Here is a 25,734-nt window from a genome sequence, read left to right as displayed (position 1 = left end):
ACTTTGTAGGGTTATCGTTTTTTTCATTCATGAGACGCTTAGTTTAAGCGTGTTGTGGCTCGTTGATTAACGGATAACTGTGGCGAGGAGTGACTATAAAGAGATATGGATACCGCAACGGTCAAAATTTAGTTGATTAATTCTATAGTATTAAATATGCTGCGCATGCGAAGTAAGCGGGTATTTATCTAAACCTCGATTAGCCATCGAAGCCTGCTTCTTCGCCGCTTACTTTTTTATTCATGAGTGGGTTGCTTGTGTACTACCCATACAAGGGAAAGTAGAGTGTTCAGGTAACGTAGATACTGAATATCGATCTAGTCAATGATCGCGGTCGCTAATTTAGATGCTCAAGCCGTTTCAGCTCAGTTCACCTTTGTTCCAAATGCCCTCTAAGATTAAAACCCGAGTGTAGTGCCTTGAATCGTTGAGTCGTCGTATTGTTCCTCTGGTTCGTATTACTTCGGCTGGAGACAAGGTACTGGTTTTGAATAACTATTATTTTATCCTGTGCTCCTTACAACGCATAGTCGCACTGGCTATAAGCAAAAAGGACCCTGAGTAGTAGGCTATTTTAAAAATAGACTTTTTACGCAGGATCTATTCGGGTTTCATCTGGTCAACGAATTGTTAGCGATTCAAAACCGTTAGCTTTTATCTCTGATTTGTTTGAAAAAGTCTAACAATTGTTGCTGAGCTTTAGTCGCCGCTTTGGCATTATAGCCGACATGCACGCCCGTTTCGATCTGGGGGTCTTGATAGGTAAAAGGTTGGCCTGTTGCTTTGTTGATTAAAACACCTGGCTGAGTTTCGATGATTCGGCAATTGCGAGTGCTTTGTGCATTTGGCAAAAGAGACAAGGTCGGCAGTGATTTCCCATCAAAGCCATGATGACTATCAGGGTATTGAAATAATTCAATATCAGCCCCATTGGCTTTGGCACGTTCAACATATTTGATGCTGGCATCAATTGGATTGTAGTCATCAGCCATGCCATGAAATATTCGAATCGGACTATTAATGACTTCTGTATCGCTTAAATATTCAAAACAACAATTTGGATAAAAAGATGCGACAGCTTTAAAGCCATCATTGTGGTATCCCCAGCGTTTTGCAAAACGTTGCATTGCTGCATAGAGCGCACCCTGTCCTCCACGAGAAAATCCCTGTAAGAAAATATGTTGAGAGTCTACTTGTGGATGCATTTTTAAATAAGCAAGTGCTGCATAAGCGTCAGCAATACTGGCGAGTCGTCCTAACGACTGTTGATTCGCGCCGACATCAGTTAAACCTCGACCAGTAAAGCTGTCAATGACTAGTGTCGAGAAGTGATGTTGATTTAACAGGAGCACCCAGTGGTCGATAAACTCTCGATATCCACCAGAACCATGCAGTAATACGACGACAGGGTTATTTTGAGAGTGAACAAGTCTTAATACGCCAGCAATAGTGACCTCTTCACCTACTTGATTGGCCAATAACTGGGCATCGGTATAGGTGTGGCTGCGCAAAGGGATAATTTGGGTCTGCATTTTTTCTATTTTTTATTCAAACATGTCTCATTGTAATGGCATCTGCTGAATTCGCTATATTTTTACCTCAATTTGTTCTGTAGGGGGGCGGGGCTACGACATCGAACTGATTTTATGGGGCTTAGTCCGCGTGTGTTTGTTTCTACAAGAAATAAAAAATATAAACCAATAAGATGTGTTTATTAATGTTTTTGGGTACAAACCGTATACAGGTATCTCTGCACTGATTGAGTAAAGGAGAAGCAACATGACAATGCATCAATGTACTATTTATGGCAAAGGGGACTTGGGCAATCCATATCGACTCAAAAATGGATAGAGGGCTGCGTTATTTGTAATGCTCATCTGCTATAAATGAAAGGAAATTGGGAGCGGTTACGCGAGGAGGAGCTTTATCCTAAATTATAATAGGTTGCATTTAATTTTAAATATAGACCAGATGAGTCCTCCGGTAGAATCTTCAATAGGGACTGTATATTCTTTGGTGTGAAGCTCCATAAAGCTCAACAACGCAGTTTTGATAGTACCGGGAATGATCTGAAATGGTGATTCACTGTTCGGCAGATACAGTGATAACTCTCAGAGAGGTTCTGAGTTAAGTTGGCTGTTACTTTTTCAACTAAAAAGCCTTGATATCACAATCAAGGCTTCCAGTTATTAATGATTGCAGCAAGAGTCATGACAACAGCTGGATTTTTTGCCGCTTTGACGATGCTGATAGTAACTACTGATTTTATGGTACAGATCGATCACTATTAACACCGCTAGTGCAATCCCCGCTATAGCTGATATCGGCCATGGTAGTAGTTGATTGCTGCTGGCTAGCTCACTTTGAATATTGATCTGCCAGACATCAACCAGTGCATTGGTTAGATAACCAAAGCCAATCGCAACGATGATAACGCCCGCTAAATAACCAATTAAAGAACGTGCTCCCAGCTCTTTGTTGACAATCCCTAATGTGGCGATATTGGTGGCCGGACCCGCGAGTAAAAAGACCAAGATTGCCCCCGGTGAAACGCCTGCTAACATCAGACCTGCTGCAAGCGGGGTTGATGCTGAGGCACAGATATACATCGGAACTCCAATGAGTGCCATAACAATCATTGCCCATGGGCCTTGACTGATTTGTGCGAGTGTATCTGACGGCACTGTGGCTACGACTATCGCAGAGATCACCAACCCAACAATTAACCAGATGGATAAATCTTCTAACAATTCAGTGAAGGCGTAGCGTTGCCCCTGCCAAAGCCGTGCTGACCAAGATTGTGCTTTAGAAGGCACCGCATGCGCATGGTGATCTTGCCCGTGGTTGCAATGACAAGTCTGTTTATGTTTTGCCTCATCATGATGGACGTTGGTTGCAGCATCGTGCTCAGGTGTCTTTTCTGCCATAAATAACACCAAAGTTGCGCTTACAATCGCTGAAAAAATCGCGGCAATGGGGCGGATAATTGCCATAAAGGGACCGAGTAAGGCATATGAAATAGCAATCGAATCAACGCCTGTTTCTGGAGTGGCTATTAAAAATGCTGTTGTTGCACTTTTTGAAGCACCTGCTCGGCGAAGGCCCATTGCCGCAGGAATGACACCACAAGAGCATAAAGGTAAAGGGGTGCCCAATAATGCGGCTTTCACTGCGGGCCATAGTCCTCGGCCTTGTAAATGTCGGCCTAAGTTATCACTTTGGATAAAGCTTTGTAGTAGACCTGCCACAATAAAGCCTAAGATGAGCCAAACCGCTGCATCGAGCCACAGATCGATGAATGCCTGGCCTATGGCAATAACTGTGTTCATGCGGATACTCCTTCTCATTTAACTGATACGAATAGTTTACATGTTGGAGTTAACTTCAAGGTCAAGCGGTTGAACGAAAAAATTGACAAATTTTGAATTTATTTACGTGATATTTGCTCGGTTTGGGGCAATATTTGCGCTATGGTATAGTAGTTTAAAATCATTCTGTAACATTCGGAGGAGGCAAATTATGAATTTTAGCCATCCAATAGATCAGCAAATGCTTGAGCAAGCCCGAAATGGAGAAGGATTTATCGCAGCTTTAGATCAATCAGGAGGATCGACCCCAAAAGCGTTGCGAGGATATGGTATTGATGAGTCCGCCTATACTGCTGATGGCGAAAAGGATGACCAGAAGATGTTTGATCTGGTCCATCAGATGCGAACTCGTGTGATCACTTCAGATGAATTTAATTCCCAGAGGATTATGGGGTCGATTTTGTTTGAAGACACGATGGACCGTTCGATTGATGGGCTGGGGAGCGCTGAATATTTATGGCAGCGCAAACATATCGTCCCTTTTTTAAAATGTGATAAAGGGCTCGCCCCACAAGAGAGTGGTGTGCAGTTAATGAAACCTATCTCAGGTTTGGATGACACGCTTGAACGAGCCGTTTCCCATGGCGTATTTGGCACCAAAATGCGCTCAGTGATCCATCAATTTGATGAAGCGGGGATTCGGGCGATTGTTGATCAGCAGTTTGATATTGGTCTGCAAATTGCCAAACATGGGTTAGTCCCGATTCTTGAGCCAGAGTGTAATATTAATTCTCCTGATCGAGCAAAATCAGAGCATTACCTCCTCAGTGAGTTTAAACGACATTTAGCACAAGCCGATGACGATTTGAGAATTATGATTAAAATTTCGATCCCGGTCGAGCCTCATCTATATGATGAGTTATTAGATGATCCTCATGTGGTTCGAGTTGTTGCGCTCTCTGGTGGGTATGCACGTGATGAGGCCAATGAAAAGTTAAGCCAATGTCCTGGCATTATTGCGTCATTCAGTCGTGCATTGTTGCAAGACCTTAATGCCTCTCAAAGCGATACTGAATTTGATTTAGCCTTGAAAGTTGCTGTTGATTCAATTTATCAGGCATCTATTCATAAGAATCTGAATTAATCGCAGCAAGATAAATAATGTATTGAAGGGGCTATTTAATAGCCCCTTTATTTTTGGCTCAAGATAGCAAACAGCAGCTATTAAATGATCAACTATTTCAGACTCTGCGATTCATACTGTGATCAATTCAACAGTTAACTAGGGGGCGTTATGATTGACGGAGTGTCAAGCTCAATGTGAACCTATCAGCATATCACTGGCCGCACCGATACCGGGCGCAGTTTTGTATCATGTAGATAAAAGTATTCCTTTTTATTTCATTACGGGAATAAGCTGAGATAGTTTATTGAGTAAAAATAAATTAAATCAGTTAGTTAAATTGTTTAATGAGTTTATTGATAGTCAAAACTTATTGAACTGTTTGAAATAATCCAATAATAAAATTGAAGGAATATAATAAAAATTAAATGATTAAAAATCATATACTTATACTCATTTTAGTCTGAAAATAACGTCAAACTGTCTTTTTCAGTAAAAATTAACAGCTGTAATTAGGTTTACCGGGTTGAAATTAATTAACACGAATATATATTATTAACCATGGTTAATTTTGCTGGAATTTTCAACATGCTTCAGTCAATCTCAGATTCTGCGATGCAGCATCAGGCTCAACAGACATTATCCGGAAAAGGCGGACGCACCGGATGGATGGTGTTATTTGGTCCAGCACTCATTGCGGCTGTCGCTTATGTCGATCCCGGCAATTTTGCAACTAACATCGAAGCTGGTTCACGCTATGGCTACGCCTTGTTATGGGTGGTTTTAATGTCCAATGTCATGGCGATGCTGATTCAGGCAATGTCGGCACGGCTCGGTTTAGCAACGGGCAAAAATTTAGCGGAAGTGATTCGGGAGCGTTTCCCCAAACCGGTCGTTTGGTTTTACTGGGTGCAGGCTGAAATAGTTGCTATTGCGACTGATCTGGCCGAATTTCTCGGAGCGGCATTAGCATTTAACTTGTTGTTTGGTCTGTCAATGATGCAGGGGGCTATCTTAACCGGGATCATCACTTATGCGGCATTACAATTACAACGGTTTGGCTTCCGTTTAATGGAGATCATTATTGGTGCCATGATTATGGCTATCGCCGGAGGATTTTTTGTCGAGCTCTTTTTAAGCCACCCTGATCAGGGGGCTATGGTGAAAGGGTTGTTGCTTCCATCATTCCCTGATAGTTATGCAGTCTATCTGGCTACCGGTATTTTAGGGGCCACGATTATGCCGCATGTGATTTATTTGCACTCGGCACTGTCTCAGAATCGTATTAGCACTGAACCCAGTCAGCGCAATAAAGTGATGCGTTATTATCGCTTAGATGTCATCATCGGAATGACTTTGGCGGGTTTGGTTAATATGGCTTTGTTGGCTTTGGCTGCGGCCACCTTCCATCGCCATGGCTATGAGGAAATTGTCTCAATAGGTGAGAGCTATAAAATGCTTGCACCGTTAATGGGCGGCAACATGGCCAGTTATATTTTTGGTTTTGCATTGTTGTTGGCCGGTCTGTCATCATCGATTGTGGGGACGATGTCAGGGCAGATCCTGATGCAGGGCTTTGTCCGTTTTCACATCCCAATTGGGCTCCGTCGCCTGATTACGATGGTTCCAGCTATTGTAGTGATTGTACTCGGTGTGTCTGAACAAAAAGCATTAGTTGCTAGCCAGGTGATCTTAAGTTTTGGAATACCGTTTGCGTTGATTCCTCTGGTGAAGTTTACCGCCGATAAAAAATTGATGGGAAATTTGGTGAATCGTCCTTTATTGAGTGTTGTCGGTGTGGCGGTATGCACTTTAATTATAATACTGAATGCCTATGTGTTATTTTATAGCCTCTTCGAGTGAGTAAGGCTGAGAGCACAAAGCTACAACAAGTTATGATAGATTGTTTTAAGTGGATTGCTGGTATGTATCCAAATCATCGGCTATATCATCATTGTGGTTGCTCTTAATCGGCTCAGATAAACATAACAATAGGTAAAGGTTGTGCCACAACACCAATATTTTCAAAGAGTAAAAGAAGATCATCAGCGGGAGTTAGTTGAAGATTATGTCGAAGAGATAGCGCAAATGCATGCGACCTATGGCGAGGCACGTTCCAGTGATCTGGCAATTCGCTTTGGCGTGAGCCCCGCTGCCGTTTCTAAGGTCATCAGCCGCTTAAAGAGAGATGGGCTGGTGGAAGCGAGACCCTATCGTGGAATTTTTTTAACTATGCAGGGGCAGCAAATGGCCGAGCAAGTTGCCAAACGTCACCAAATCGTGTTTAAAACGTTGCTTTGTTTAGGGGTCTCTCAAGAGATTGCGCAAGCCGATGCCGAAGGCATCGAACACCATTGTAGTGTTGAAACCGTGAATGCAATGGAACAGTTTTTAAAGAATCATTCAGTTGATATGTCCTAAATTTTTGCCGTCAAAAAGAGTCTTAGCTACTGTTTTTCTATATATTTTTTAGACAAATAGAAAGAATTTTCTCAGCGATCACTTGGGGGTTATCCAAGGGCCATTGTGGCAATTGAATGTGTTGCTGTGGCTGATTTGTGGCAACGGCAAATATCCATGGATCATTTACTGCTAATAGAGGTTTATTCAGTTCAGGACGATGAATCTCTAGTTTCGGAACATTACTGTGACGGTATCCTTCGACAATCACTAAATCAAGCTTATCCCAGCAAAGACACTGTAGTTGGCTGTCTAGATCATCATGATTGTTCTGTTTGGAAAATAAAATGGTTTGGTTGGGATTGCTTAAGAGCATTTGTGCCGCGCCACTGTGGGTGAGTCGATAACTATCCTTGCCAGGACTATCCATTTCAATCTGGTGATGGCTATGTTTTATGACCCCCACACGAATATTTTGTGCGCTAATAATTTCTAGCAATTGACATAATAAGGTCGTTTTACCTGAACCGCTAAATCCCGCCAGGGCAATGACAGGTTTTGGCCAATACGATAAGTCTGGTTTCATCTAATTCAAAACTCTGTAACAATAATAATGTGTGTTTCTATTGTATCAGGAAAATCTGTTGCGCAGACTTGCGTTTCTTCTTTGGTTGATAAGTAGTCCGGTCATTGCTGCCATCCATTATCAAGTCGATGGTGGTAATCAACCGCAACGGGCGAATGTTGAAGCTTTTTTAAAAGCCCAGAATTTATCGAATGATAACTCTGATGAATTTATAATCGCGCATTCTCAACAGCAAGTGAGTGAAGCGCTTGAGGCGTTGGGATATTTTTCATCTCGGGTGCAAATTAAGGTTCATCGTAGTCACCACGACATTCTGGTCGATGTTCACATAATACTGAATCAGCCCGTACGAATTACGCAGTTTGATTGGCAGCTATCGGGGCAATTAAAAGATTCGGCTGATTTTAAACGACTTTTCAAAAAGCAGGCACCGCATCAGGGCGATATTTTTAATAGTGGTGACTATGATGCATTTAAATCAGCGGTGAATGAATACGCCAGTTCACATGGCTATTTTGATGGACATTTTACACAAGCTAAGGTGGATGTAACCCGAGCTAAGCATGCTGCCGTGATCCATTTGCACTACGATAGTGGTGTCCGTTACCGTATTGGCAAAATTGATTTTTCAAACCCTGAGGTGCCTACTAAGTTACTGACTGGTTTAGCTAACTTTTCACTAGGCGATCCCTATAATGCACAAAAAGTGGCCAGTTACAGCCAATCACTCAACCAAACGGGTTATTTCCGCTCGGTTTTAGTCACACCGCAAATAGGCAAACGCAAAAACGGTCAAGTTGACTTGAATGTCGATCTCAGACGTAAGAGCGCCAATAGCTTTGGTATTGGCCTTGGTTATTCAACCGATGAAGACGTTAAAGGAAAATTTAAATGGAATCATCCATGGGTGAATCGCTGGGGACATCAGTTTAATGCGTCCATTGAGGCATCTAAAACTGATCAGACTATCTCGACAGAGTATCGCATTCCCGTTACAAATCCTGTGAACGATTATATAGCGTTGCAAACAGGGTATCAGCGTGAGGTTGATAACGATACTGATAGTCGCAGTCACCTCATTACGTTGCTACGGCAATGGGATTGGGACCCTCAATGGACACCACAGATTTTCTTTAAGACACTCTACGAGGATTATCGACAAGGTACACAGAACAACTCGACATTACTTTTTATGCCTGGTTTTAGCTTAAGTCGTCTGCGCACGAAAGGACCGAAAGCCGACCCTTATTGGGGGGATAGTGAATCATTAATGGCTGAAGTTTCCAGTCCTTGGTGGTTTTCCGATGTGACCTTAACAAAGATAAAAGCGCATACTAAATGGTTACGTAGCTTTGGTCGTAGCCGGATCATTGCTCGAGCAACCGGTGGCGCGATTATGGTTAACCATATCTCTGATGTTCCAGCATCGATGCGCTTTTTCGCTGGTGGGGATGAGAGTATTCGTGGTTACGGTTATAAATCAATTGCCCCTCGGGATAGTTCGGGAAAGCTAATTGGGGGGAAATATCTGGTTACGGGAAGTCTTGAATATAGTTATCGGTTTGCTGATAAATGGCGTGCGGCGGTATTTTATGACACTGGCACAGCGGCGAATAACTTTGATGAGCCTCTTTATGCGGGTGCAGGGGTTGGGCTTCGCTGGTTGACTCCGATTGGTCCCGTGCGCCTTGATTTTGCAAAACCACTGGTTAAAAGTGAGGGAAACGATCACTGGCGGATCCATTTTTCGATAGGGTCTGACTTATGAGGTGGATGCGTCGCAGTTTGTATATTGTACTAGCACTGCTGGTATTATTGGTCATTGGTGTGTTTGTAGCGGCTGACAGTTCTACAGTTAACCAGTGGGCGATTCGTTATTTTGCCAATAAAGTTCCAGGGTTATCGATTCAAGGTAGCAGTGGCTCTTTATTAAAAGGTCTTGAATTTCAAACGATTAAATACTCAACTCAGCAACAAGATATTGAGATTAAACATGCCAAAATCGCACTTAGTCCTCGGTGTTTGTTGCATAGCCAATTATGCGTGACACGATTAACGGCGGCTGGTATTGATGTCGTAATACCGTCTAATCAATCAGCAACATCAAAGGATGAGTCGTCAGGGACATCTGTTTGGACCCCTTTTTGGCCGATTCACCTCAAAAACATAGACCTTCGCCACACGCACTTAATGGTGGATGGGCATGATATTCAGTGGCAAAAGCTCTCTTTGAATGCCAGTTGGGTGAAGCACCATATCCAGATAAATACCTTGAATGTTCAGGGATGGCGTTATCAGGGAAATGCTGGTTTAACATCATCTTCAACTCACTCAAAGAATATGCCGACAGCGCTTGTCCCATCGAAGTTGAAGGATTCTTTGACCGATTATTTACATCAATTACAATTACCATATTTAATTGATATCAAGCATTTACAACTGAAGAACGGTCAGTTAAATCTTGCTCAATCCATTGCGATTGATAACGCTTCCTTGCATGGTTCATGGGATTCACAGCAATTGAATATCACTCAGCTTGCTATCGATTCGTCTTTAGGTTCTATTCAGGGAAAACTTAAGCAACAGTTCATTCCGCCGTATCAATCTGAGTTTAATTTTAAGGCGTATCGTCACAATGTCGGCCATGTTGCTATGCAGGGTGCGGGGCCAGCCTCAGCATTGAAGATGAATGTCATCTATCAAGGTAAAGCGAACGCAACGCTGACTGGGCACCTGAATTGGCGCTCTCGCAGTTTGCCGTATGCGTTGCAGCTTCAGATCGATTCCAGTGACGAAGTACTTACACCCATAAAAAAAGTGCAGGCTAAACTTGATGTTCATGGATCGCTAACCGGCTATCAAGGCCAGCTTCACTCTCGGCTTACAAGTATCCAATCCCTTACTATCGAGTCATCATTTAAGGGAAATTATCGCCAGATCCCGCAGTTTTCATTGACGGCTAAAAGTGGCTCCGGTCTGTTGCAGGCCAATGGTCAGCTTCGGTGGTCCCCTCAATTGATGGTGCGCTCAAAAGTGAATATCCATCAGCTTGATTTGTCTGCATGGGCGGGCCAATCGCTGCCTTTAATTAATGGCTTGGTTAATACCAGTTTTATTAACCAACAATGGACGATAGACAGCGATAAGCTCTCTGGGACTTGGCTTAGCAACCCTTGGTCCATTGCGCTTCATATCAAAGGTGAAAATAGCCACGTTAATCAGCTAAAAGTAAATGCGAAATTGGCCAATAATGAGCTTTTGGTAAAAGGGGCGGTGGATCAAAACGTGGCACTATCCGGAACGCTTAACTTCAATAATTTAAGTGCATTTCCAGGAGTTGATGCGGGACAACTGCATGGGAAATTTGCGGTGTCGGGTCTGCGTTTAAGTCCTTGGATCAGTTGGCATATCAAGGGTCATAACTGGAAAATGAGTCAGTATGACATGAAGTTAGGGACATTTCGTTCGTCAGCTCGCTTACGACTTGCTAAGGATTTACCAGGCCGCATGTCTTTAGCTATCCGTAACGCAAATTACCAAAAATATCAAAATATTAGTGCTGTTTTGGATTATCGCCATTCAGCCAATGAACATCAGCTATTGACGGTCCTGCTTAAAAACCCTAAGCAGTCGCTAGCATTGGATGTAAGTGGGCAGGGAACCTTCAATCAGTGGCAAGGAAAACTCAATAAATTGACGGTTCGCTCATTGGTTGGCAGTTTTAATTTGCAAAAACCAACCCCTATTGCTTTGAGTGAGCAACAGTTACATTTATCGCCATTATGTTTGAAACAACGGTTGAGCGGAAGCATCTGTTTAACCCAACCGGCAGTGTTTGGAACTGATCAATTGGCTTTGCATGGAAAAATTCAGCAGTTTCAACTGGCGCCATTAGCCTCAGTTTGGCTTAACAACCTGATTTGGGACGGGCGTTTGAACGGCCAGTTTTCAGTGACTCGAAATCGGCTAAAACCACTGGCAACAAGTGTTGAACTGTCTAGTAAAAATGGACAGTTAATTCAAACAGTGAGTTCTGGCGAGTCGGTAAAATATCGTTATCAGAATCTTTTTTTGAATGCAGATATCTCGGCAGGGAAGGCCAAACTGGCTCTTAAAGAAAAGAGTCAACAGTTGGGTGACTCTCAAGCGAGTGTGCAGATTGGCTTAGCGAAAAACCAACATTATCCGCTTCAAGGCGAGGTCATTTTATCGAATTTGAAATTGGCCCCCTACACCTCGTTGATGGGGTCTCTAAGTCGATTAAATGGGCTAGTGAATGGGCGTTTGCAGATAGCAGGGGAGTTGAATAATCCTGATCTAAGCGGCAATTTTTCTATCACTGATGGTCAAGTTGCAGGTCCTAATTTACCTCTTGCAGTGGATAACCTGAGTAGTCAAATTAAACTCGCACATCAACAAGCGTATATGACTGGTTCATTTCTTAGTCAGGGCCATAAGGCTACTTGGCATGGGAGTGTTCGCTGGCCGAATGGGGAGCTTAGTGGTCAACTGGCGTTAAAAGGCAATCATCTATCGGTACATTATCCACCCGCTAATTTGGTGGTTTCGCCGGATATAAAACTGGCTGTTGATCGTGACAACCTGCAGGTTCAGGGAACGCTGAATATTAATAAAGGAACCATAAAAGTTAATAAGCTACCACAACAGGCTACTTCTCTTTCTTCGGATGTGACGATTGTTGATGCACAACAAAAGCGTGTCGCAGCCCGAGCTCTAAATATGGATGTTACCGTTGATTTAGGTAACGCGTTGTATTTGGATGCGTTTGGTTTAACCACTCAGCTTGTGGGTAAACTCAATGTTCAACAAACATCGGGTAAAGCGATTCAAACCACTGGACAGATCGATCTTCAAGATGGAAAATTTACTGCCTATGGTCAGCATCTTGAGATCCAATCAGGAACACTGACCTTTTCTGGGCCGACTAATAGCCCAATGATTGATGTTAAAGCAATTCGCGATCCACAAAGAACTAACGATGATGTCACGGTTGGTGTGATAGCATCTGGTACGCCTAAGCAGTTGACTGTAAATCTATTTTCTGATCCTAGCATGGCTCAAAATGAGCAACTTTCTTATCTTTTACGAGGGCATGGCATTACGAACGATAGTGATAGTTCGGCATTAACATCACTGTTATTAAGTACCGGGCTGAATCAGACAGGGCAATTGGTGACTAAATTGGGGAATCGGGTTGGAATTAAGCAACTTAGCTTATCGACCAGTGGTAGTGGAGATGCAACGCAGGTGCAAGTCAGTGGTTATCTGCTCCCTGGAGTTCAGCTTAAGTATGGACATGGAATGTTCGAAGCCAGTAATGAGATCACTTTGCGCTATCAATTGATTCCTAAGTTTTATCTAGAAGTCGTCAGCGGCCTAGAAAATGCGATTGATTTGTACTATGAATTTAGTACCAATTGAACTTTTAATTTAGAAAAATCTAATATATAGTCCATTAGATTATTTTAAGTAGTAAAGGATCGTCATGAAACATATTGTTATTGTTGGTGGTGTTGCTGGGGGTGCGTCTGCAGCAGCAAGATTGCGTCGTATGGATGAAAAAGTATCGATTACCTTGCTTGAACGGGGACCCTATATATCATTCGCCAATTGTGGTTTGCCTTATCATATTGGTGGTGAAATTATTGAACGGGATAAATTATTAGTTCAGACCGTTGAGCAATTTTCTAAGCGATTTAATGTTAACGTTTGTGTCGGTCATGAAGTGCTTTCTATCGATCCTGAACATCACTTAGTTGAGGTGGCAAATGGTGATGAACAATATTCGTTAACTTATGATAAATTGCTGCTTAGCCCAGGGGCACAGGCCATTTTACCGAACATCAGTGGTATCGATGATCCCCGTGTTTTGGTGCTTCGTTCTTTACCCGATATGGACTTGATTATTGCCCGACTACGTCAAATTCGTCCGAATGTACCTATTGGCGTTTTAGGGGGCGGATTTATTGGCTTGGAAGTTGCCGAAGCGCTCCGACGTCTTAATCTTCCTGTTATTCTTATCGAAGCTCAGTCGCAAGTTATGTCGAGTCTTGACCCAGAAATGGCGGTTCCCGTACATCAACATCTGTTAGAGCATGGCGTGGAACTTCACCTAAATCGCTCCTTGAGCCGAATTCACAGTCTGCATGATGGGCTTCAACTTGAGTATAACAATTCCCAGTCGGTTAAAGTGGGGATGCTTATCTGCGCTGTGGGCGTTAAAGCCGAATCTCAGCTTGCTGAAGAGGCCGGACTGGAACTGGGGATTAATGGCACGATTAAGGTGAATGAATATTTGCAGACTAGCCATAGTGATATTTATGCCGTTGGGGATGCGGTTCAAACATATGATTGGGTTCTTAATCATCCGGTTCATTTGCCACTGGCGGGGCCTGCCAACCGTCAGGGACGACTTGCCGCTGATAATATGCTTGGTCATAAGCGACGTTTCCGCGGGGTTCAAAAGACGGCTATCTGTCGGGTCTTTGACCTGAGTGTTGGGGCGGTTGGTGTGAATGAAAAAACACTTAAAGAGACTGATGTTGATTATCAGAAAGTCTATATTCATTCTAACCATCATGCAGGATATTTCCCAGGTGCTTCGACTATCCATCTCAAGCTTCTTTATTTAAAAGAAAATGGGCAGATATTAGGGGCTCAGGCCACTGGTAAAGAAGGGGTCGATAAGCGTATTGATGTGTTAGCTCTGGCGTTGCAGGCTCGTATGAATGTGTATGATCTAGAAGAGCTTGAATTATGTTATGCGCCTCCTTATGGCAGTGCCAAAGACCCGCTTAACCAAGCTGGTTTTGTTGCCGCTAATTGCCTGCGCGGTGATGATGATATGATTTATAGTGAATATGTCAAAGATTTCGTCGGGCAGATTGTTGATATCCGTGATCCGGAAGAGCTCAAGGCTGGCATCATTTCTGACTCGATCAATATCCCTCTCGATAGTTTAAGAGAGCGAGCTAGCGAGTTAGATCCGACTCAGGCCGTTCTGATTTATTGCCAAGTTGGTTTAAGAGGACATGTTGCTAGTTGTATGTTACGTCAACTTGGATTCCGGGTGGTGAATCTAGCCGGTGGCTATTGTACTTATCAAGACTGGGTTGAAACTCTCCAAGAGGAATCATGATGGAACAGAGCTGGATATTGGCTTTGATAGGGGGAGCACTGATTGGTGCTGCTGCCTTTATCTTAATGTTTTTTAATGGGAAAATTGCCGGAATTAGCGGGATCACCTCGGCTTTATTAGTTCGTTCGCCAAAGATTCCACTGTGGCAATGTGCGTTTATCGCTGGATTAATTATGGCCCCTTGGTTCATTAAACCTCTGGGGTTTTATTTGCCGGATTTTCATCAGATCAATCCATGGGTTGCCGTGATTGGCGGTTTTTTGGTGGGGATTGGAACGCGTTTAGGGAATGGTTGTACCAGTGGTCATGGGGTCTGCGGCGTAGCTCGTTTATCACCTCGTTCAATTGTTGCCACATGTGTATTTGTTGCCTTTGGTATGTTAACCGCATCGCTGGTCCATTAGGAGATTAACAATGATCATTGTGGCTTGGATTGCAGGATTATTATTTGGAATAGGGCTGGTTGTTTCTGACATGGTTAACCCGACTAGAGTCATTGGTTTTTTACATGTGACTAGCCATTGGGACCCAACTCTGATATTTGTCATGGTGGGTGCTATTATTGTTTTTGCAGCAGGGTATTGGCTCGTGATTAAGCGTCGTCAGAAATCGATTCTTGGTCAAAAGTACGAATTATCCGCTTATCGCAAAATTGATGCCCCGTTAGTGTTCGGTGCCGCCATTTTTGGGATCGGTTGGGGGCTGGTTGGGATCTGTCCTGGACCGGCTCTGACGAGTTTGACGAGTGGGGCGTGGCCCTTGGGATTATTTGTGATAGCAATGCTGGCAGGGATGTATTTTATTGAGAAAGTAAAATCTCGTTAATATAATTATATTAAATAAATGCAACTTAGCTTTGAGTTTGAATAGGTAAATCCCATACAATGTGATTAGAGGAGCATGCGCTTTTTATTGAGTTGTTGTGCTCCGGGGACCAATAAATCATTTACTGGTTGAAGCCAATTGATATTCAGATGCATTGTGATATGGAGCAAGAACAGACAATCGTTGGGCTACGAGTTGATGTAGATACCTATCGAGGCGCAAGAGAAGGTGTTCCCCGATTACTGGATGCTTTAGATAAATATCAGATAGAAGCTTCTTTTTTCTTCTCTGTCGGCCCCGATAATAATGGACGGCGCTTTTGGCGACTGTGGGATCCCACTTATTTAAGCCAATTCGTTCGCACCTCTTTTGCTGGGGTAGAACATCATTTTAAAGGTGCTTTTTGGCGCGGGCCAGTCATTGGGTGGCGAGCGGCTGATATTATTCAAAAAACCGATCAAAGCGGCCATGAAGTGGGTTTACATGCTTGGGATCATCATAAATGGACAACCAAATCATCTCAGATGTCGGTGTTAGAGCTTCGTACTGAGCTGGAAAAAGGTTACCAGTTATTAAGTCAGATATTGGGTCGGGAAGTCACTTGTAGTGCGGCTGCTGGGTGGCGCAGCAGTCAGCCTTCGTTAGCTGAAAAAGAGGCGTTCCCATTTCGCTATAACAGCGATTGTAAGGGCTCTTCTATCTTTGTCCCCGATTCTGGTGCTGTGCCACAAATTCCTGTGACGTTGCCAACCTACGAAGAGTTGATTTATACCCGAGGTGTTAACCGGAAAAATTATAACGAAGTCATATTCTCTAAAATTAAACCTGCACAGTTAAATGTTTACAATATTCACGCTGAAATTGAAGGTCAAGGACAGTTTCGATTATTTCGCCAGTGGCTGGAGATGGCGCATGAGCGGCAGGTGAAGATTGTCCCGTTAGGACAGTTATTACCTGATCATACTCAGTTCCGGCATGATACTATTGTGAATATTGCACCGGATAATGCGAATGAGTGGCAAAGCTATCAGGCCTCGCAGGTATCAAAATAAAAAGCCTTCCTGATGGGAAGGCTTAATCATGATTCACCAAAGTGTTTGTAGTCAACACTATAAAGCGCTGGTGGCTTCAACTAACCAGTTTAAAACATCTGTTTCATCTTCTGGAATTTGTGGTTTCACTAATCTTAAAACCTGTTGGTGATATTCGTTAATCCAGGTGCGTTCATCATCTGTCAGTAGGCTTGTTTGCATCAGGCGCTTATCAAAAGGCACATATGTCAGTGTTGCGAATTGATAGAATGGTCGGTCCGCATCAGGCAGGTCGGCTTTTTCAACGACGAGTAAGTTTTCACAACGAATGCCATATTCATTTTCTTTATAAAAACCGGGCTCATTTGAGGTGATCATCCCAGGTTCAAGGGCAATATCATTGAGTGCTTTTGAAATACGCTGAGGCCCTTCATGGACACTTAAGAAATGGCCGACGCCATGCCCTGTCCCATGATCAAAATCCAATCCTTGTTGCCATAAATACTGGCGGGCTAGCGCATCCAGTTGAGTACCGGTCGTCCCTTTTGGAAAACGAGCCTTAGTGAGCGCTATCATTCCTTTCAGAACGAGAGTGAAGCGCTCTTTAGTTTCTTGCGGTGGTGTGCCTAGCGCTACCGTGCGAGTAATATCAGTTGTACCAAAACGATACTGACCACCACTATCGACCAGATAGCTACTGTTCATTAACAGCGGCGCTGGAACATCTGCATTTTGATGGTTGTAATGGCACATAGCCGCATTGCTGGCCGCAGCAGAGATAGTTGCGAAGCTCAAATCAACACAATCTTTGTCTAGATAACGCAAATGTTGCAGTTTATCGGCAGCCTGTGCTTCGTCAGGTAGTTTATTTTGCTGAGCACATTGATCGAGCCATGCCAGAAAACGTACTTCAGCCAATGCATCTCTTCGGTGAGCTTCATGAGCGCCTTTTAACTCACTTGCATTTTTCATTGCTTTGGGGAGCAAGCAAGGATCTGCTAGTTCGACGAGTTGAACACCATTTTCGATTAATCTTAACTGACTCCATGCATTACTACTGGATGGATCAGCAAGAACTTTGTGGCAAGTTTTTCCTAATTCTCTTAAACCTTGCTCAAAGTCTTCTTCGGGATATGTTGTAACACCGCCGCCAACATGTTCAACCAGCCCTTGAGGAATTTTCTGCGGATTAATGTACCAATTCATGGTGCCATCGGCGAATAAGATCGAATAACTTAGTGCAACGGGCAAGTATGGAATATCACTGCCGCGAATATTCAAAAGCCAAGCGATAGAATCGGGAGCAGTAATTAAGGCGGCTTGTGCATCTGAGTGACGAATTTGTGTCGCTATTTGTTGACGTTTTTCCGAACTCGTTTGTCCGGCCCAATCGTTTGGCATCAATGTCGCTACATTACTTGGGGGAGCGGGTCGATCGTGCCACAACATATCAACTGGGTTTTCTGATTCCACTAATTCCAGATGTTGGTGATCTGTCAGCCCTTTAATATTGCGATATTGTGAGAGGCTGAAAGTGCGGGAATCAATGCCAATGCGTGAATTTTTATGAAGGTTTTGACAAGCCCAAAATAGATAAGGTTCTTCAATTAAATGGTGGAAGCTGAATAGCTGACTATCAACTTGTAAGCGAGCCTGAACGGTGTACCGGCCATCAACGAAGATTGCTGCCTTATCTGCAAGAATAACCGCGGCACCTGCAGACCCGGTAAAACCGCTTACCCAAAACAACCGCTCATTACAAGCTGGAACGTATTCACCAAGATATTCGTCGGCTCTTGGAATGATGAAGGCATCCAGATTCTTTTCCTGCATGAATGCACGAACTTGTTGCAGGCGTTGGGCAATAACTTGAGACATCTAATTTTCCTGACTCAAATGAATGAATGGGATCAAGATTACGTAACTTTAAGACCAAGAGCAATCGATGTGTTATGAAGGAAAAAATTCGACGAAAAAACAACTATACTTGAAAACTCTGGCGGCAAAAGAATTGGCGATTAATGAGTTATGGGGGAGTTTTTCCCATGCGTTAACACGCGTTAGTTAAAAATTAATGGCTTAATTCATTTGGCCTATTGAAATAATGCACTAGTCTGTCGCATTATGATAAAGTCTTATCGAAGCAATCATGTTTCGCTAATTCAAAAAAACACAACATCATATGCTGTAAATCGGATTTTTACAGTGAATAATCATAAAAAGTAGAGATGGAAATAATGAAAAAATTTTTTACTCATGCAGCATTAGGACTGGCTTTGGCTTGTTCGGCGCTGGTAAGCACCCAGGCAATGGCTAAGTCTGCTTTAGAACAGATTCAGGACAGCGGAAAACTGCGAGTTTGTTTTGACGCGGGTTATATGCCATTTGAAATGAAAACTAAAGATGGTCGTTTTATTGGCTTTGATATCGATATGGGTAAACAGATGGCTCGTGCAATGGGGGTTACATTTGTGCCTGTAAATACCGCATGGGATGGGATTATTCCTGCTCTGCAAACGGGTAAATGCGATATCATCATGGGGGGGATGACCATTACTCCTAAGCGGAATATGAAAGTTAATTTTGCTCATCCTTATATCGTGATTGGTCAGACTATTCTGATCAAACCTTCACTCAAGGGCAAAATTAAAAGCTATAAAGATTTAAATAATGCTAAATATACGATTGCTTCTAAACTAGGGACAACCGGCGCTCAGGCCGCAAAACGGTATATACCTAAAGCAAAACTACAGTTATTTGATACAGAAGCGGATGGTGTTCTGCAGGTTGCAAATGGTAAAGCTGATGCATTTGTCTACGACATGCCATTTAATGCAATTTATGCGTCTCAACATAAGAAACAGGTTGCTTTCATAGAGAAGCCATTTACTTATGAACCTCTGGCTTGGGCTGTTCGTCAGGGCGATCCAGATTTCTTGAACTTCCTTAATAATTTCTTACGTCAAACTAGAGGTGACGGGACATATAAACGTCTTTACGACCATTGGTTTAAATCAAACCGTTGGTTGAGTCAGGTCCAGTAGTTTGAAGCTAGCTGAGCTTAACGCTCAGCTAGTCCTGTTTGATTTCATAAAGAGAATGTTCGAATGCAGTCTAAAACTAGCCGCTGGACGGGGCATGGCTTATTTGTCGTGATCATGGCTTTGTTGATCTTTGGGATTTACCAGTCCGGTCAGCGAATCAATTATAATTGGCACTGGGAGCGACTGTGGCCCTATGTGATCAATACTCAAGCGCAAGATATCCGTGCTCAAGGTGATGGAACCGCATATATTAAAAATGGTCATCTGAGTATCCAGATTATCGGGCAGAGTGCTCCGCAAATTGTTAAAAAATACGATAAGTTAACCGTTCATAACGGTGATATGGTTTCTGAAGGGGATGTTGTTGCTCAACTGAATCAATGGCGATTTGGACCGATTGCAGTCGGACTCTGGGTGACGGTTGAAATATCATTTATCTCTTTAATTTTTGCAATTATTCTCGGACTCATTTTTGGTCTGATGAGGGTGGCCAAAAATCAGTTAGCAAGAGATCTTTCGCTCGTTTATGTTGAACTGATTCGTGGTACACCGCTACTGGTTCAGATCTTCATTGTTTATTTCTTTATTGGGACAGTCTTAAATTTAGATCGATTTACCGCTGGGGTCGTCGCTCTATCGGTATTTACAGGGGCTTATGTAGTTGAAATTATTCGCGCTGGGATCCAATCGATATCGACTGGGCAAATGGAAGCGGCCCGCTCTTTGGGGATGACCTATCCGCAGGCGATGAGATATGTGATTTTGCCACAAGCATTTAAGCAAATTTTGCCGCCATTAGCTGGGCAATTCATTAACCTCATTAAAGATTCCTCACTGGTTTCTGTTATTTCAATTACTGATTTGACAAAAGCGGGGCGGGAAGTGGTGAGCGGAAGTTTTGCACCATTTGAAGTATGGTTCACGGTTGCTGCACTGTATCTGCTTGTCACCGGTTCACTGTCGTGGGGCATTCAACGGTTAGAGAAGAGGTTATCTGCCAGTGACTAATCAACAAAATAATGAATTAATGGTGGTTGCCAATGAAATTGATAAATTCTATCCAAATGGTTGCCATGCACTTAAAGCCGTTTCAGCCACCATTCATCGTGGTGAAGTGGTTGTGATCATTGGACCATCCGGTTCGGGCAAATCAACATTTTTGCGTACGCTCAATCAGCTAGAAGAAATCAGCACTGGTTCGATTATGGTTGATGGCATTGATATGTATTCTAAATCAACCAATATTAACCAGTTGCGACAAAATGTCGGTATGGTGTTTCAGAGTTTTAACTTATTTCCACATAAAACTGCGCTAGAGAACGTTATGTTAGCGCCGTTAAAAGTTGCGAAACGTCCGCATAAAGAAGTGTCTGAGCACGCTAAAGCGCTGATGAAGCGGGTAGGTTTAGAAGATCGTATGAACAACTACCCAACGCATTTGTCTGGCGGTCAGCAGCAGCGTGTGGCAATAGCCAGAGCGTTAGCGATGAAACCGGATTTAATGTTATTTGATGAGCCAACATCAGCCCTTGATCCTGAAATGGTCGGCGAGGTACTCGATGTAATGAAAGGGCTAGCCAAAGAGGGGATGACAATGGCTATTGTCACTCATGAAATGGGATTTGCCAAAGAGGTCGCCGATCGAGTTTTGTTCATGGAAGAAGGAGCTTTGTTAGTGGATGATACTCCACAAGCGGTTTTTGATAATCCAACCCATCCACGATTAAAACAATTCTTAGCGAAAATACTTTAATTACTTAATGAATCAAGGCGTAATCTAATACGCCTTGATTCTCTTTTAATAGAGTAGGCTAAAATAGCGACGACGGAATTTTGATGCAATTGGGTCGCCCGAGAGTGTGTTGATGATATCTAAAAACGTCTGTTTAACCTCGCCATTGGCACTGTCTAGATTTTTGCTCAGCATGGCAAACAGCAGTTCTAATGCTTCTTCATTACGGTTTGCTTGTGAGTATTGAATTGCTAGCTGAACTTTCAAGTCATCGTCTTCGGGGTTTTGTGCAATTTGCTTTTCAAGGGCCTTAATTTGTGGGGTATCAGCTGCCTTTTCTAATAACTCAACTTCACTCAGTAATTCGTGATATTCAGACTGTTGATCTTCAAGTTTGGTTTGATCAAGCAACTTTTTAGCTTCTTCCCAGCGGTTATTTGCAACTAATGCTCTAATATACATAAAGTGAATATCGCTACGCTGTGGATCAATATCCCAAGCGTCTTTAGCGCTAGCTAATGCATTGGTCAAATCATCTTCTGCAATAAATTCTTGAGCTTCTTTGAGTTTAATATCTTCGGCTTTGGGCAGATATTTTTCGAGTATTTTCCGAATTTCTCCTTCAGGTTGCGCGCCTGCAAAGCCATCTACAGGTTGGCCATTTTGCATAATCATCACAGTTGGTAAACTGCGGATGCCAAATTGTCCAGCCAACGGTTGCATCTCATCGGCGTTCACCCTGGCTAATATAAATGCCCCTTGATATTCATTAGCTAATTTTTCCAAGATGGGCATCAGATCTTTACAAGGTTCGCACCAATCAGCCCAAAAATCGATTACAACAGGGGTTTCAAACGATCGATCTATCAAAATGGATTTAGCGTTTTCCATTGTGATATCAACGATATACTCGGCTGTAGACATAAAAATATTCCTTAGGTGACTTTGTCTTTGAAGTGGGGGTGAAGGTGCCTAATTTCAAGGGCATAGTGATTGATGATGGCTTGCTTTAGGTTGTTTTGTCAGGTCATTTATTATTTGCATGGTTTCGTTGATGGGCGATTTTTAGCTGAATTCGTTACATGGATATAGAAATTAAGCTAAATTAAAAACAGACATATATGCACTTATGAATAAACGTCGTTATTTCAGTGAGGATTTATGGAATCATTATCCCTATCGGAACTTACTATTTTGTTAGTTGAGCCATCGCAGACGCAACGCAATATTATTCACAAGCGGTTACATGAGGCTGGTATTGACCAGTTTCTATTCGCTGAGAATTGTGCCAGTGCTTATGATGTTGCTGTTTCTAAGTTTCCCGATTTGGTGATTAGTCCGATGTATTTTGACGATGGTACGGCAACTGATTTAATTGAATCACTGCGTAATAATACATTACTTGAATCGACTGCTTATATGCTGATCTCCAGTGAAGATAAATTTCATTCATTGGATGCGATCAAACAAGCTGGTGTGGTTGCCATTTTACCCAAACCATTTCAGTTTTCAGATCTTGTGAATGCGCTGAATGCAACCCTGAGCTACATTGAGCCAGAAGAGCAGGATGATAATGAGCTCCAAAGTCTGAGAGATATATCCGTATTGGTTGTTGATGATAGTAAAACGGCACAAAATCATATTACTAAGGTTTTGCAGAATATCGGTGTGGTGGACATTCGTCGAGCCAACGATGGTAAGCAGGGACTTGAAGAACTTGCAACGCGTGCCGCTGATTTGGTGATCTCTGATTATAATATGCCGGTAATGAATGGCGCAGCCTTCGTTGAGGCATTAAGACACAGTGAAGCGTTTAAATCTATTCCAGTGATGATGGTCACTTCAGAAGATAATACCGCTAAACTCAATGGTGTTCGCCAAAGTGGTGTCTCAGCGTTAGTTGATAAGCCATTTGATATTACTGACGTGAAGCGCATCTTAATGAATATGCTGCGTTAATTGTGCTGTCCCCATCATATTGAAAGCGGTCTTAACGCTTTCAATATTGGCATTCATGGACACGTCGTATTGATTAAATTTAGCAACTGCAACAGTCCCTAGTGCCTTTAAGTGTTAGAAAAGTAAATTTGATCAATGATTTTTAAGTGATTAATTTACTTTTTTAGGCATAACACCTGTTGCGGGTGAAACGGTAATTGTGATGCGACTATCATCAAATTTACTACCTGAAATTTGCACTGTAGCAACTCGTGTTCCTTTCATGTAAGTCAATACCGAATTTTGGCTTTTGACTGATGCGACTAGGTTCCAGCCCAGCTCTGGCATATGTTGGCGATAGTAATCAAATGTTGCAAAAGGCGTCATATCATTGTTCAGAACCAATCGCCCCATCCAGTCATCGCCTTCACTGATGATAATTGATGCATCTGGGTCAAGTTTTGTCTCTGAATTTGCGGGAATATCTTCAAATGCAGTCAGTTCTTTTTGTTTCCCATTTTGGGTCGTTGTGCCATCCGTTTGATGGCTTGAGATAGCACTTTGCGTGCACCCGGTAACCAGTGTTAGTGCTGATAAAGCAAGTAAAATATTTAACCAACGCATCAATATAAACTCCGTGATTTCTATATGACTGTCATCCGTATCTGAATGTGGTCAAAATTATTATTCGAATATTTTTTCGCCAAGTTGGTCGATAAAGATCTGACATTTACTAATTGTTAACTCGACTGCTTGTTGTTCGTTCATGCAAACATCACTGCGAATAAAGTGGTGTTCACAAGATTTGTCACCAATAGTTTTATGAATATAACCCGCCACTCGATATTGACCTTTTTCTGCGATGGGTTCAGGTGTAATCGTAAATCCTTGGTACTCTACCGACTCATGCTGCTTAGCTGTCGCTGGTGCTGGATTGTTAAGTAGGGTTTTAAGGGAATTAAAAAGACCCATAATTATTCCTTGATTCATACAGATACAGCCCTGATGATACCGGGCTAATGGCATAGATACAACGGAGAAACCGTCGTGAGCAATTTTTTCACACAGCCAATTTCAATAGGCTGGGCATACTTACTAGTATTGATTATAGGCGCTAGTTGGCTTTTTTTCTGGCTTATCCGTCAGCGTTACATTCAGATTCATCAAGATTACCAGACGCTTAGACGTGAGCATGAATTGCTGCAAACCCAATACGACAGTTATCGAGATGAAAATTATCATCTGCAACAACAGCACCAGCATCTGATTCATCAACAAGGGCAATTTCAAGCGAAGGCTGAATATAGTGATGTATTACAGCGGCAGCTCAATGAGCAGCGGACATTATTAGATCAAGCATTTGCTAAACAATCTGCCTTGCAAAGTGAGATCGCTCGCCTCGAGCAGCAGCGAGAAGATGATGCTAATCAGTTCTCTCAACTTGCTAAGACTGAACAGCGTTTTAAAGAAACGTTTGAAAATTTAGCGCAGCAGATTTTTGAGAAAAAAGCGACTGCCATGCAAGAACAAAATCAACAGAGTATGAATGGATTGTTGGCACCACTGCGTCAGCAATTGGATAATTTCCGCCAGCAAGTGCAACAAAGTTACGATACTGAATCACGTGAGCGTCATTCACTCAAGTCGCAGGTTGAGCGATTGAGTGAACTCAACCAAAAAATGAGTGAAGAAGCTGTTAACTTAACCCGAGCCTTAAAAGGAGACAATAAACAGCAAGGTAATTGGGGGGAAGTCGTCTTAGCTCGGATATTAGAAGAGTCAGGGCTTCGAGAAGGACATGAATATCGCCAGCAGGTTACTGGCAAAAATCAGCAAGGGCAGGTGATTAAACCCGATGTGGTGATCTCTTTACCCGATAGCCGATGTGTGATCATCGATTCTAAGGTAACACTTGTTGCATATGAGCGATATTGTCGTAGTGAAGATGAGCAAGCGCTAGAGAAGGCGCTTCAAGACCATGTTCGTGCAGTGCGCAGCCATATTAATGGATTAGGCCGTAAAAATTATCAGACCTTATACGGAATTGACGGGTTAGATTTTGTATTACTGTTTATTCCAATAGAAGCAGCGTTTCAATTAGCGGTTCAACGCGATTCTGAACTGATCTCACTGGCTAGCCGGCAAAATATTTTACTGGTGAGCCCGAGTAGCTTGTTAGTCGCTCTGCGCACAGTTGAAAATCTCTGGCGTAGTGAATATCAGCAACGTAATGTTGCCGAAATTGCTCAGCGAGCCGGACGCTTGTACGATAAGTTTTGTGGCTTTGTGGATGATTTGACCCAAGTAGGTAATCAGCTTGATAAAGCGCAAGACAGTTATCAAGGCGCATTAATGAAACTTTCTTCAGGTCGCGGTAATTTAATCCGTCAGGCCGAACAATTACGGGAGCTGCAAGTGCCAACGACCAAACAACTTTCTGAAGAGCTTCGTAATCAGTAGGCTTCACAATTTTAATTGCTTGGCTACACTTGAGCTTATAGATTAGATGGGATGTTTGGATTTAATGGGCTCAGGTTTGGTGCATCAGAAAGCGAGAAAAGCAAGACTATCACGTCAAGGCTGGTTCC

21 protein-coding genes are annotated in these 25,734 nt (G+C 42.7%); 14 read left to right on the top strand and 7 right to left on the bottom strand.

The window, feature by feature from the left end:
* Positions 1-647: 647 nt before the first annotated feature.
* Both EV690_RS00365 and EV690_RS00360 read right to left on the bottom strand, forming a co-directional pair.
* Complete coding sequence (locus EV690_RS00365; protein WP_131910960.1) at positions 648-1,532, bottom strand: dienelactone hydrolase family protein; 885 nt, start codon at positions 1,530-1,532, stop codon at positions 648-650.
* A 657-nt stretch (positions 1,533-2,189) separates the two neighbouring features.
* Positions 2,190-3,329 (bottom strand): SO_0444 family Cu/Zn efflux transporter, encoded by a 1,140-nt coding sequence (locus tag EV690_RS00360; protein WP_207907497.1) that lies wholly within the window; start codon positions 3,327-3,329, stop codon positions 2,190-2,192.
* Between the two features lie 208 nt (positions 3,330-3,537).
* Here EV690_RS00360 and EV690_RS00355 point away from each other — a divergent pair, with 208 nt between their 5' ends.
* From EV690_RS00355 to mntR, 3 genes are all read left to right on the top strand, one after another.
* Positions 3,538-4,452: a fructose bisphosphate aldolase gene (locus EV690_RS00355; protein WP_131911027.1), complete on the top strand. Its 915-nt coding sequence runs from the start codon at positions 3,538-3,540 to the stop codon at positions 4,450-4,452.
* 594 nt (positions 4,453-5,046) lie between these two features.
* On the top strand, positions 5,047-6,294 hold the full coding sequence (locus EV690_RS00350) for an Nramp family divalent metal transporter (protein ID WP_224055052.1): 1,248 nt from the start codon (positions 5,047-5,049) through the stop codon (positions 6,292-6,294).
* A 141-nt stretch (positions 6,295-6,435) separates the two neighbouring features.
* Positions 6,436-6,852 (top strand): manganese-binding transcriptional regulator MntR, encoded by a 417-nt coding sequence (gene mntR / locus EV690_RS00345; protein ID WP_131910958.1) that lies wholly within the window; start codon positions 6,436-6,438, stop codon positions 6,850-6,852.
* Positions 6,853-6,889: 37 nt separating this feature from the next.
* Here mntR and mobB read toward each other — a convergent pair whose 3' ends face one another.
* Positions 6,890-7,417 carry a molybdopterin-guanine dinucleotide biosynthesis protein B gene (mobB, locus tag EV690_RS00340; RefSeq protein WP_131910957.1) on the bottom strand — a complete coding sequence of 176 codons (528 nt, stop codon included), beginning with the start codon at positions 7,415-7,417 and terminating at the stop codon, positions 6,890-6,892.
* A 58-nt stretch (positions 7,418-7,475) separates the two neighbouring features.
* Here mobB and tamA point away from each other — a divergent pair, with 58 nt between their 5' ends.
* The 6 genes from tamA (at position 7,476) to EV690_RS00310 (ending at position 16,453) form a co-directional block, all read left to right on the top strand.
* Positions 7,476-9,185: an autotransporter assembly complex protein TamA gene (tamA, locus tag EV690_RS00335; RefSeq protein WP_165872611.1), complete on the top strand. Its 1,710-nt coding sequence runs from the start codon at positions 7,476-7,478 to the stop codon at positions 9,183-9,185.
* Entirely contained in the window at positions 9,182-12,859 is a 3,678-nt protein-coding gene (locus tag EV690_RS00330; protein ID WP_131910955.1) for a translocation/assembly module TamB domain-containing protein, read from the top strand. The genes tamA and EV690_RS00330 overlap by 4 nt, the downstream gene beginning before the upstream one ends.
* A 64-nt stretch (positions 12,860-12,923) precedes the next feature.
* Positions 12,924-14,576, top strand: coding sequence for an FAD-dependent oxidoreductase (locus EV690_RS00325; RefSeq protein WP_131910954.1), 1,653 nt, complete (start codon positions 12,924-12,926; stop codon positions 14,574-14,576).
* Positions 14,573-14,980, top strand: a complete 408-nt coding sequence (locus EV690_RS00320; RefSeq protein WP_131910953.1) for a YeeE/YedE family protein — start codon at positions 14,573-14,575, stop codon at positions 14,978-14,980. The genes EV690_RS00325 and EV690_RS00320 overlap by 4 nt, the downstream gene beginning before the upstream one ends.
* A 10-nt stretch (positions 14,981-14,990) precedes the next feature.
* Entirely contained in the window at positions 14,991-15,401 is a 411-nt protein-coding gene (locus EV690_RS00315) for a YeeE/YedE family protein (protein ID WP_131910952.1), read from the top strand.
* A 161-nt stretch (positions 15,402-15,562) separates the two neighbouring features.
* Complete coding sequence (locus EV690_RS00310; protein WP_131910951.1) at positions 15,563-16,453, top strand: polysaccharide deacetylase family protein; 891 nt, start codon at positions 15,563-15,565, stop codon at positions 16,451-16,453.
* Positions 16,454-16,510: 57 nt separating this feature from the next.
* Here EV690_RS00310 and EV690_RS00305 read toward each other — a convergent pair whose 3' ends face one another.
* A complete protein-coding gene (locus EV690_RS00305) occupies positions 16,511-18,310 on the bottom strand; it encodes an aminopeptidase P family protein (protein WP_131910950.1) in 1,800 nt (599 codons plus the stop codon).
* Positions 18,311-18,669: 359 nt separating this feature from the next.
* Here EV690_RS00305 and EV690_RS00300 point away from each other — a divergent pair, with 359 nt between their 5' ends.
* The 3 genes from EV690_RS00300 (at position 18,670) to EV690_RS00290 (ending at position 21,229) form a co-directional block, all read left to right on the top strand.
* The gene (locus EV690_RS00300) at positions 18,670-19,476 is read left to right on the top strand and encodes a transporter substrate-binding domain-containing protein (RefSeq protein ID WP_131910949.1); all 807 of its coding nucleotides are present in this window, start codon (positions 18,670-18,672) and stop codon (positions 19,474-19,476) included.
* Positions 19,477-19,539: 63 nt separating this feature from the next.
* On the top strand, positions 19,540-20,484 hold the full coding sequence (locus EV690_RS00295; RefSeq protein ID WP_131910948.1) for an amino acid ABC transporter permease: 945 nt from the start codon (positions 19,540-19,542) through the stop codon (positions 20,482-20,484).
* Positions 20,485-20,503: 19 nt separating this feature from the next.
* Positions 20,504-21,229 carry an amino acid ABC transporter ATP-binding protein gene (locus tag EV690_RS00290; RefSeq protein WP_131911026.1) on the top strand — a complete coding sequence of 242 codons (726 nt, stop codon included), beginning with the start codon at positions 20,504-20,506 and terminating at the stop codon, positions 21,227-21,229.
* 45 nt (positions 21,230-21,274) lie between these two features.
* Here EV690_RS00290 and EV690_RS00285 read toward each other — a convergent pair whose 3' ends face one another.
* Positions 21,275-22,132, bottom strand: a complete 858-nt coding sequence (locus EV690_RS00285; RefSeq protein ID WP_131910947.1) for a thioredoxin family protein — start codon at positions 22,130-22,132, stop codon at positions 21,275-21,277.
* 237 nt (positions 22,133-22,369) lie between these two features.
* Here EV690_RS00285 and EV690_RS00280 point away from each other — a divergent pair, with 237 nt between their 5' ends.
* Complete coding sequence (locus tag EV690_RS00280) at positions 22,370-23,167, top strand: response regulator transcription factor (protein WP_131910946.1); 798 nt, start codon at positions 22,370-22,372, stop codon at positions 23,165-23,167.
* Between the two features lie 150 nt (positions 23,168-23,317).
* On the opposite strand, the gene EV690_RS00275 is transcribed toward EV690_RS00280, so the two are convergent.
* Entirely contained in the window at positions 23,318-23,770 is a 453-nt protein-coding gene (locus EV690_RS00275) for a hypothetical protein (RefSeq protein WP_131910945.1), read from the bottom strand.
* A 60-nt stretch (positions 23,771-23,830) separates the two neighbouring features.
* Positions 23,831-24,118 carry an HlyU family transcriptional regulator gene (locus tag EV690_RS00270; RefSeq protein WP_131910944.1) on the bottom strand — a complete coding sequence of 96 codons (288 nt, stop codon included), beginning with the start codon at positions 24,116-24,118 and terminating at the stop codon, positions 23,831-23,833.
* A 75-nt stretch (positions 24,119-24,193) separates the two neighbouring features.
* On the opposite strand from EV690_RS00270, the gene rmuC reads away from it, so the two are divergent.
* Positions 24,194-25,606 (top strand): DNA recombination protein RmuC, encoded by a 1,413-nt coding sequence (gene rmuC, locus EV690_RS00265; RefSeq protein WP_131910943.1) that lies wholly within the window; start codon positions 24,194-24,196, stop codon positions 25,604-25,606.
* The last annotated feature ends 128 nt before the right edge of the window (positions 25,607-25,734 follow it).

Origin of the sequence: Celerinatantimonas diazotrophica, from assembly GCF_004339545.1 — a bacterium.
Taxonomy (GTDB): Bacteria; Pseudomonadota; Gammaproteobacteria; order Enterobacterales; family Celerinatantimonadaceae; genus Celerinatantimonas; species Celerinatantimonas diazotrophica.
This window is presented reverse-complemented; position numbering and strand designations above follow the sequence as displayed.

What these genes read in the sequence shown, in the direction of transcription:
- EV690_RS00365 (WP_131910960.1), bottom strand. Translation starts at nt 1,532, where the DNA reads ATGCAGACCCAAATTATCCCTTTGCGCAGCCACACCTATACCGATGCC.
- EV690_RS00360 (WP_207907497.1), bottom strand. Translation starts at nt 3,329, where the DNA reads ATGAACACAGTTATTGCCATAGGCCAGGCATTCATCGATCTGTGGCTC.
- EV690_RS00350 (WP_224055052.1), top strand. Translation starts at nt 5,047, where the DNA reads ATGCAGCATCAGGCTCAACAGACATTATCCGGAAAAGGCGGACGCACC.
- mobB (WP_131910957.1), bottom strand. Translation starts at nt 7,417, where the DNA reads ATGAAACCAGACTTATCGTATTGGCCAAAACCTGTCATTGCCCTGGCG.
- EV690_RS00330 (WP_131910955.1), top strand. Translation starts at nt 9,182, where the DNA reads ATGAGGTGGATGCGTCGCAGTTTGTATATTGTACTAGCACTGCTGGTA.
- EV690_RS00325 (WP_131910954.1), top strand. Translation starts at nt 12,924, where the DNA reads ATGAAACATATTGTTATTGTTGGTGGTGTTGCTGGGGGTGCGTCTGCA.
- EV690_RS00320 (WP_131910953.1), top strand. Translation starts at nt 14,573, where the DNA reads ATGATGGAACAGAGCTGGATATTGGCTTTGATAGGGGGAGCACTGATT.
- EV690_RS00315 (WP_131910952.1), top strand. Translation starts at nt 14,991, where the DNA reads ATGATCATTGTGGCTTGGATTGCAGGATTATTATTTGGAATAGGGCTG.
- EV690_RS00310 (WP_131910951.1), top strand. Translation starts at nt 15,563, where the DNA reads ATGGAGCAAGAACAGACAATCGTTGGGCTACGAGTTGATGTAGATACC.
- EV690_RS00305 (WP_131910950.1), bottom strand. Translation starts at nt 18,310, where the DNA reads ATGTCTCAAGTTATTGCCCAACGCCTGCAACAAGTTCGTGCATTCATG.
- EV690_RS00300 (WP_131910949.1), top strand. Translation starts at nt 18,670, where the DNA reads ATGAAAAAATTTTTTACTCATGCAGCATTAGGACTGGCTTTGGCTTGT.
- EV690_RS00295 (WP_131910948.1), top strand. Translation starts at nt 19,540, where the DNA reads ATGCAGTCTAAAACTAGCCGCTGGACGGGGCATGGCTTATTTGTCGTG.
- EV690_RS00290 (WP_131911026.1), top strand. Translation starts at nt 20,504, where the DNA reads ATGGTGGTTGCCAATGAAATTGATAAATTCTATCCAAATGGTTGCCAT.
- EV690_RS00285 (WP_131910947.1), bottom strand. Translation starts at nt 22,132, where the DNA reads ATGTCTACAGCCGAGTATATCGTTGATATCACAATGGAAAACGCTAAA.
- EV690_RS00280 (WP_131910946.1), top strand. Translation starts at nt 22,370, where the DNA reads ATGGAATCATTATCCCTATCGGAACTTACTATTTTGTTAGTTGAGCCA.
- EV690_RS00275 (WP_131910945.1), bottom strand. Translation starts at nt 23,770, where the DNA reads ATGCGTTGGTTAAATATTTTACTTGCTTTATCAGCACTAACACTGGTT.
- EV690_RS00270 (WP_131910944.1), bottom strand. Translation starts at nt 24,118, where the DNA reads ATGGGTCTTTTTAATTCCCTTAAAACCCTACTTAACAATCCAGCACCA.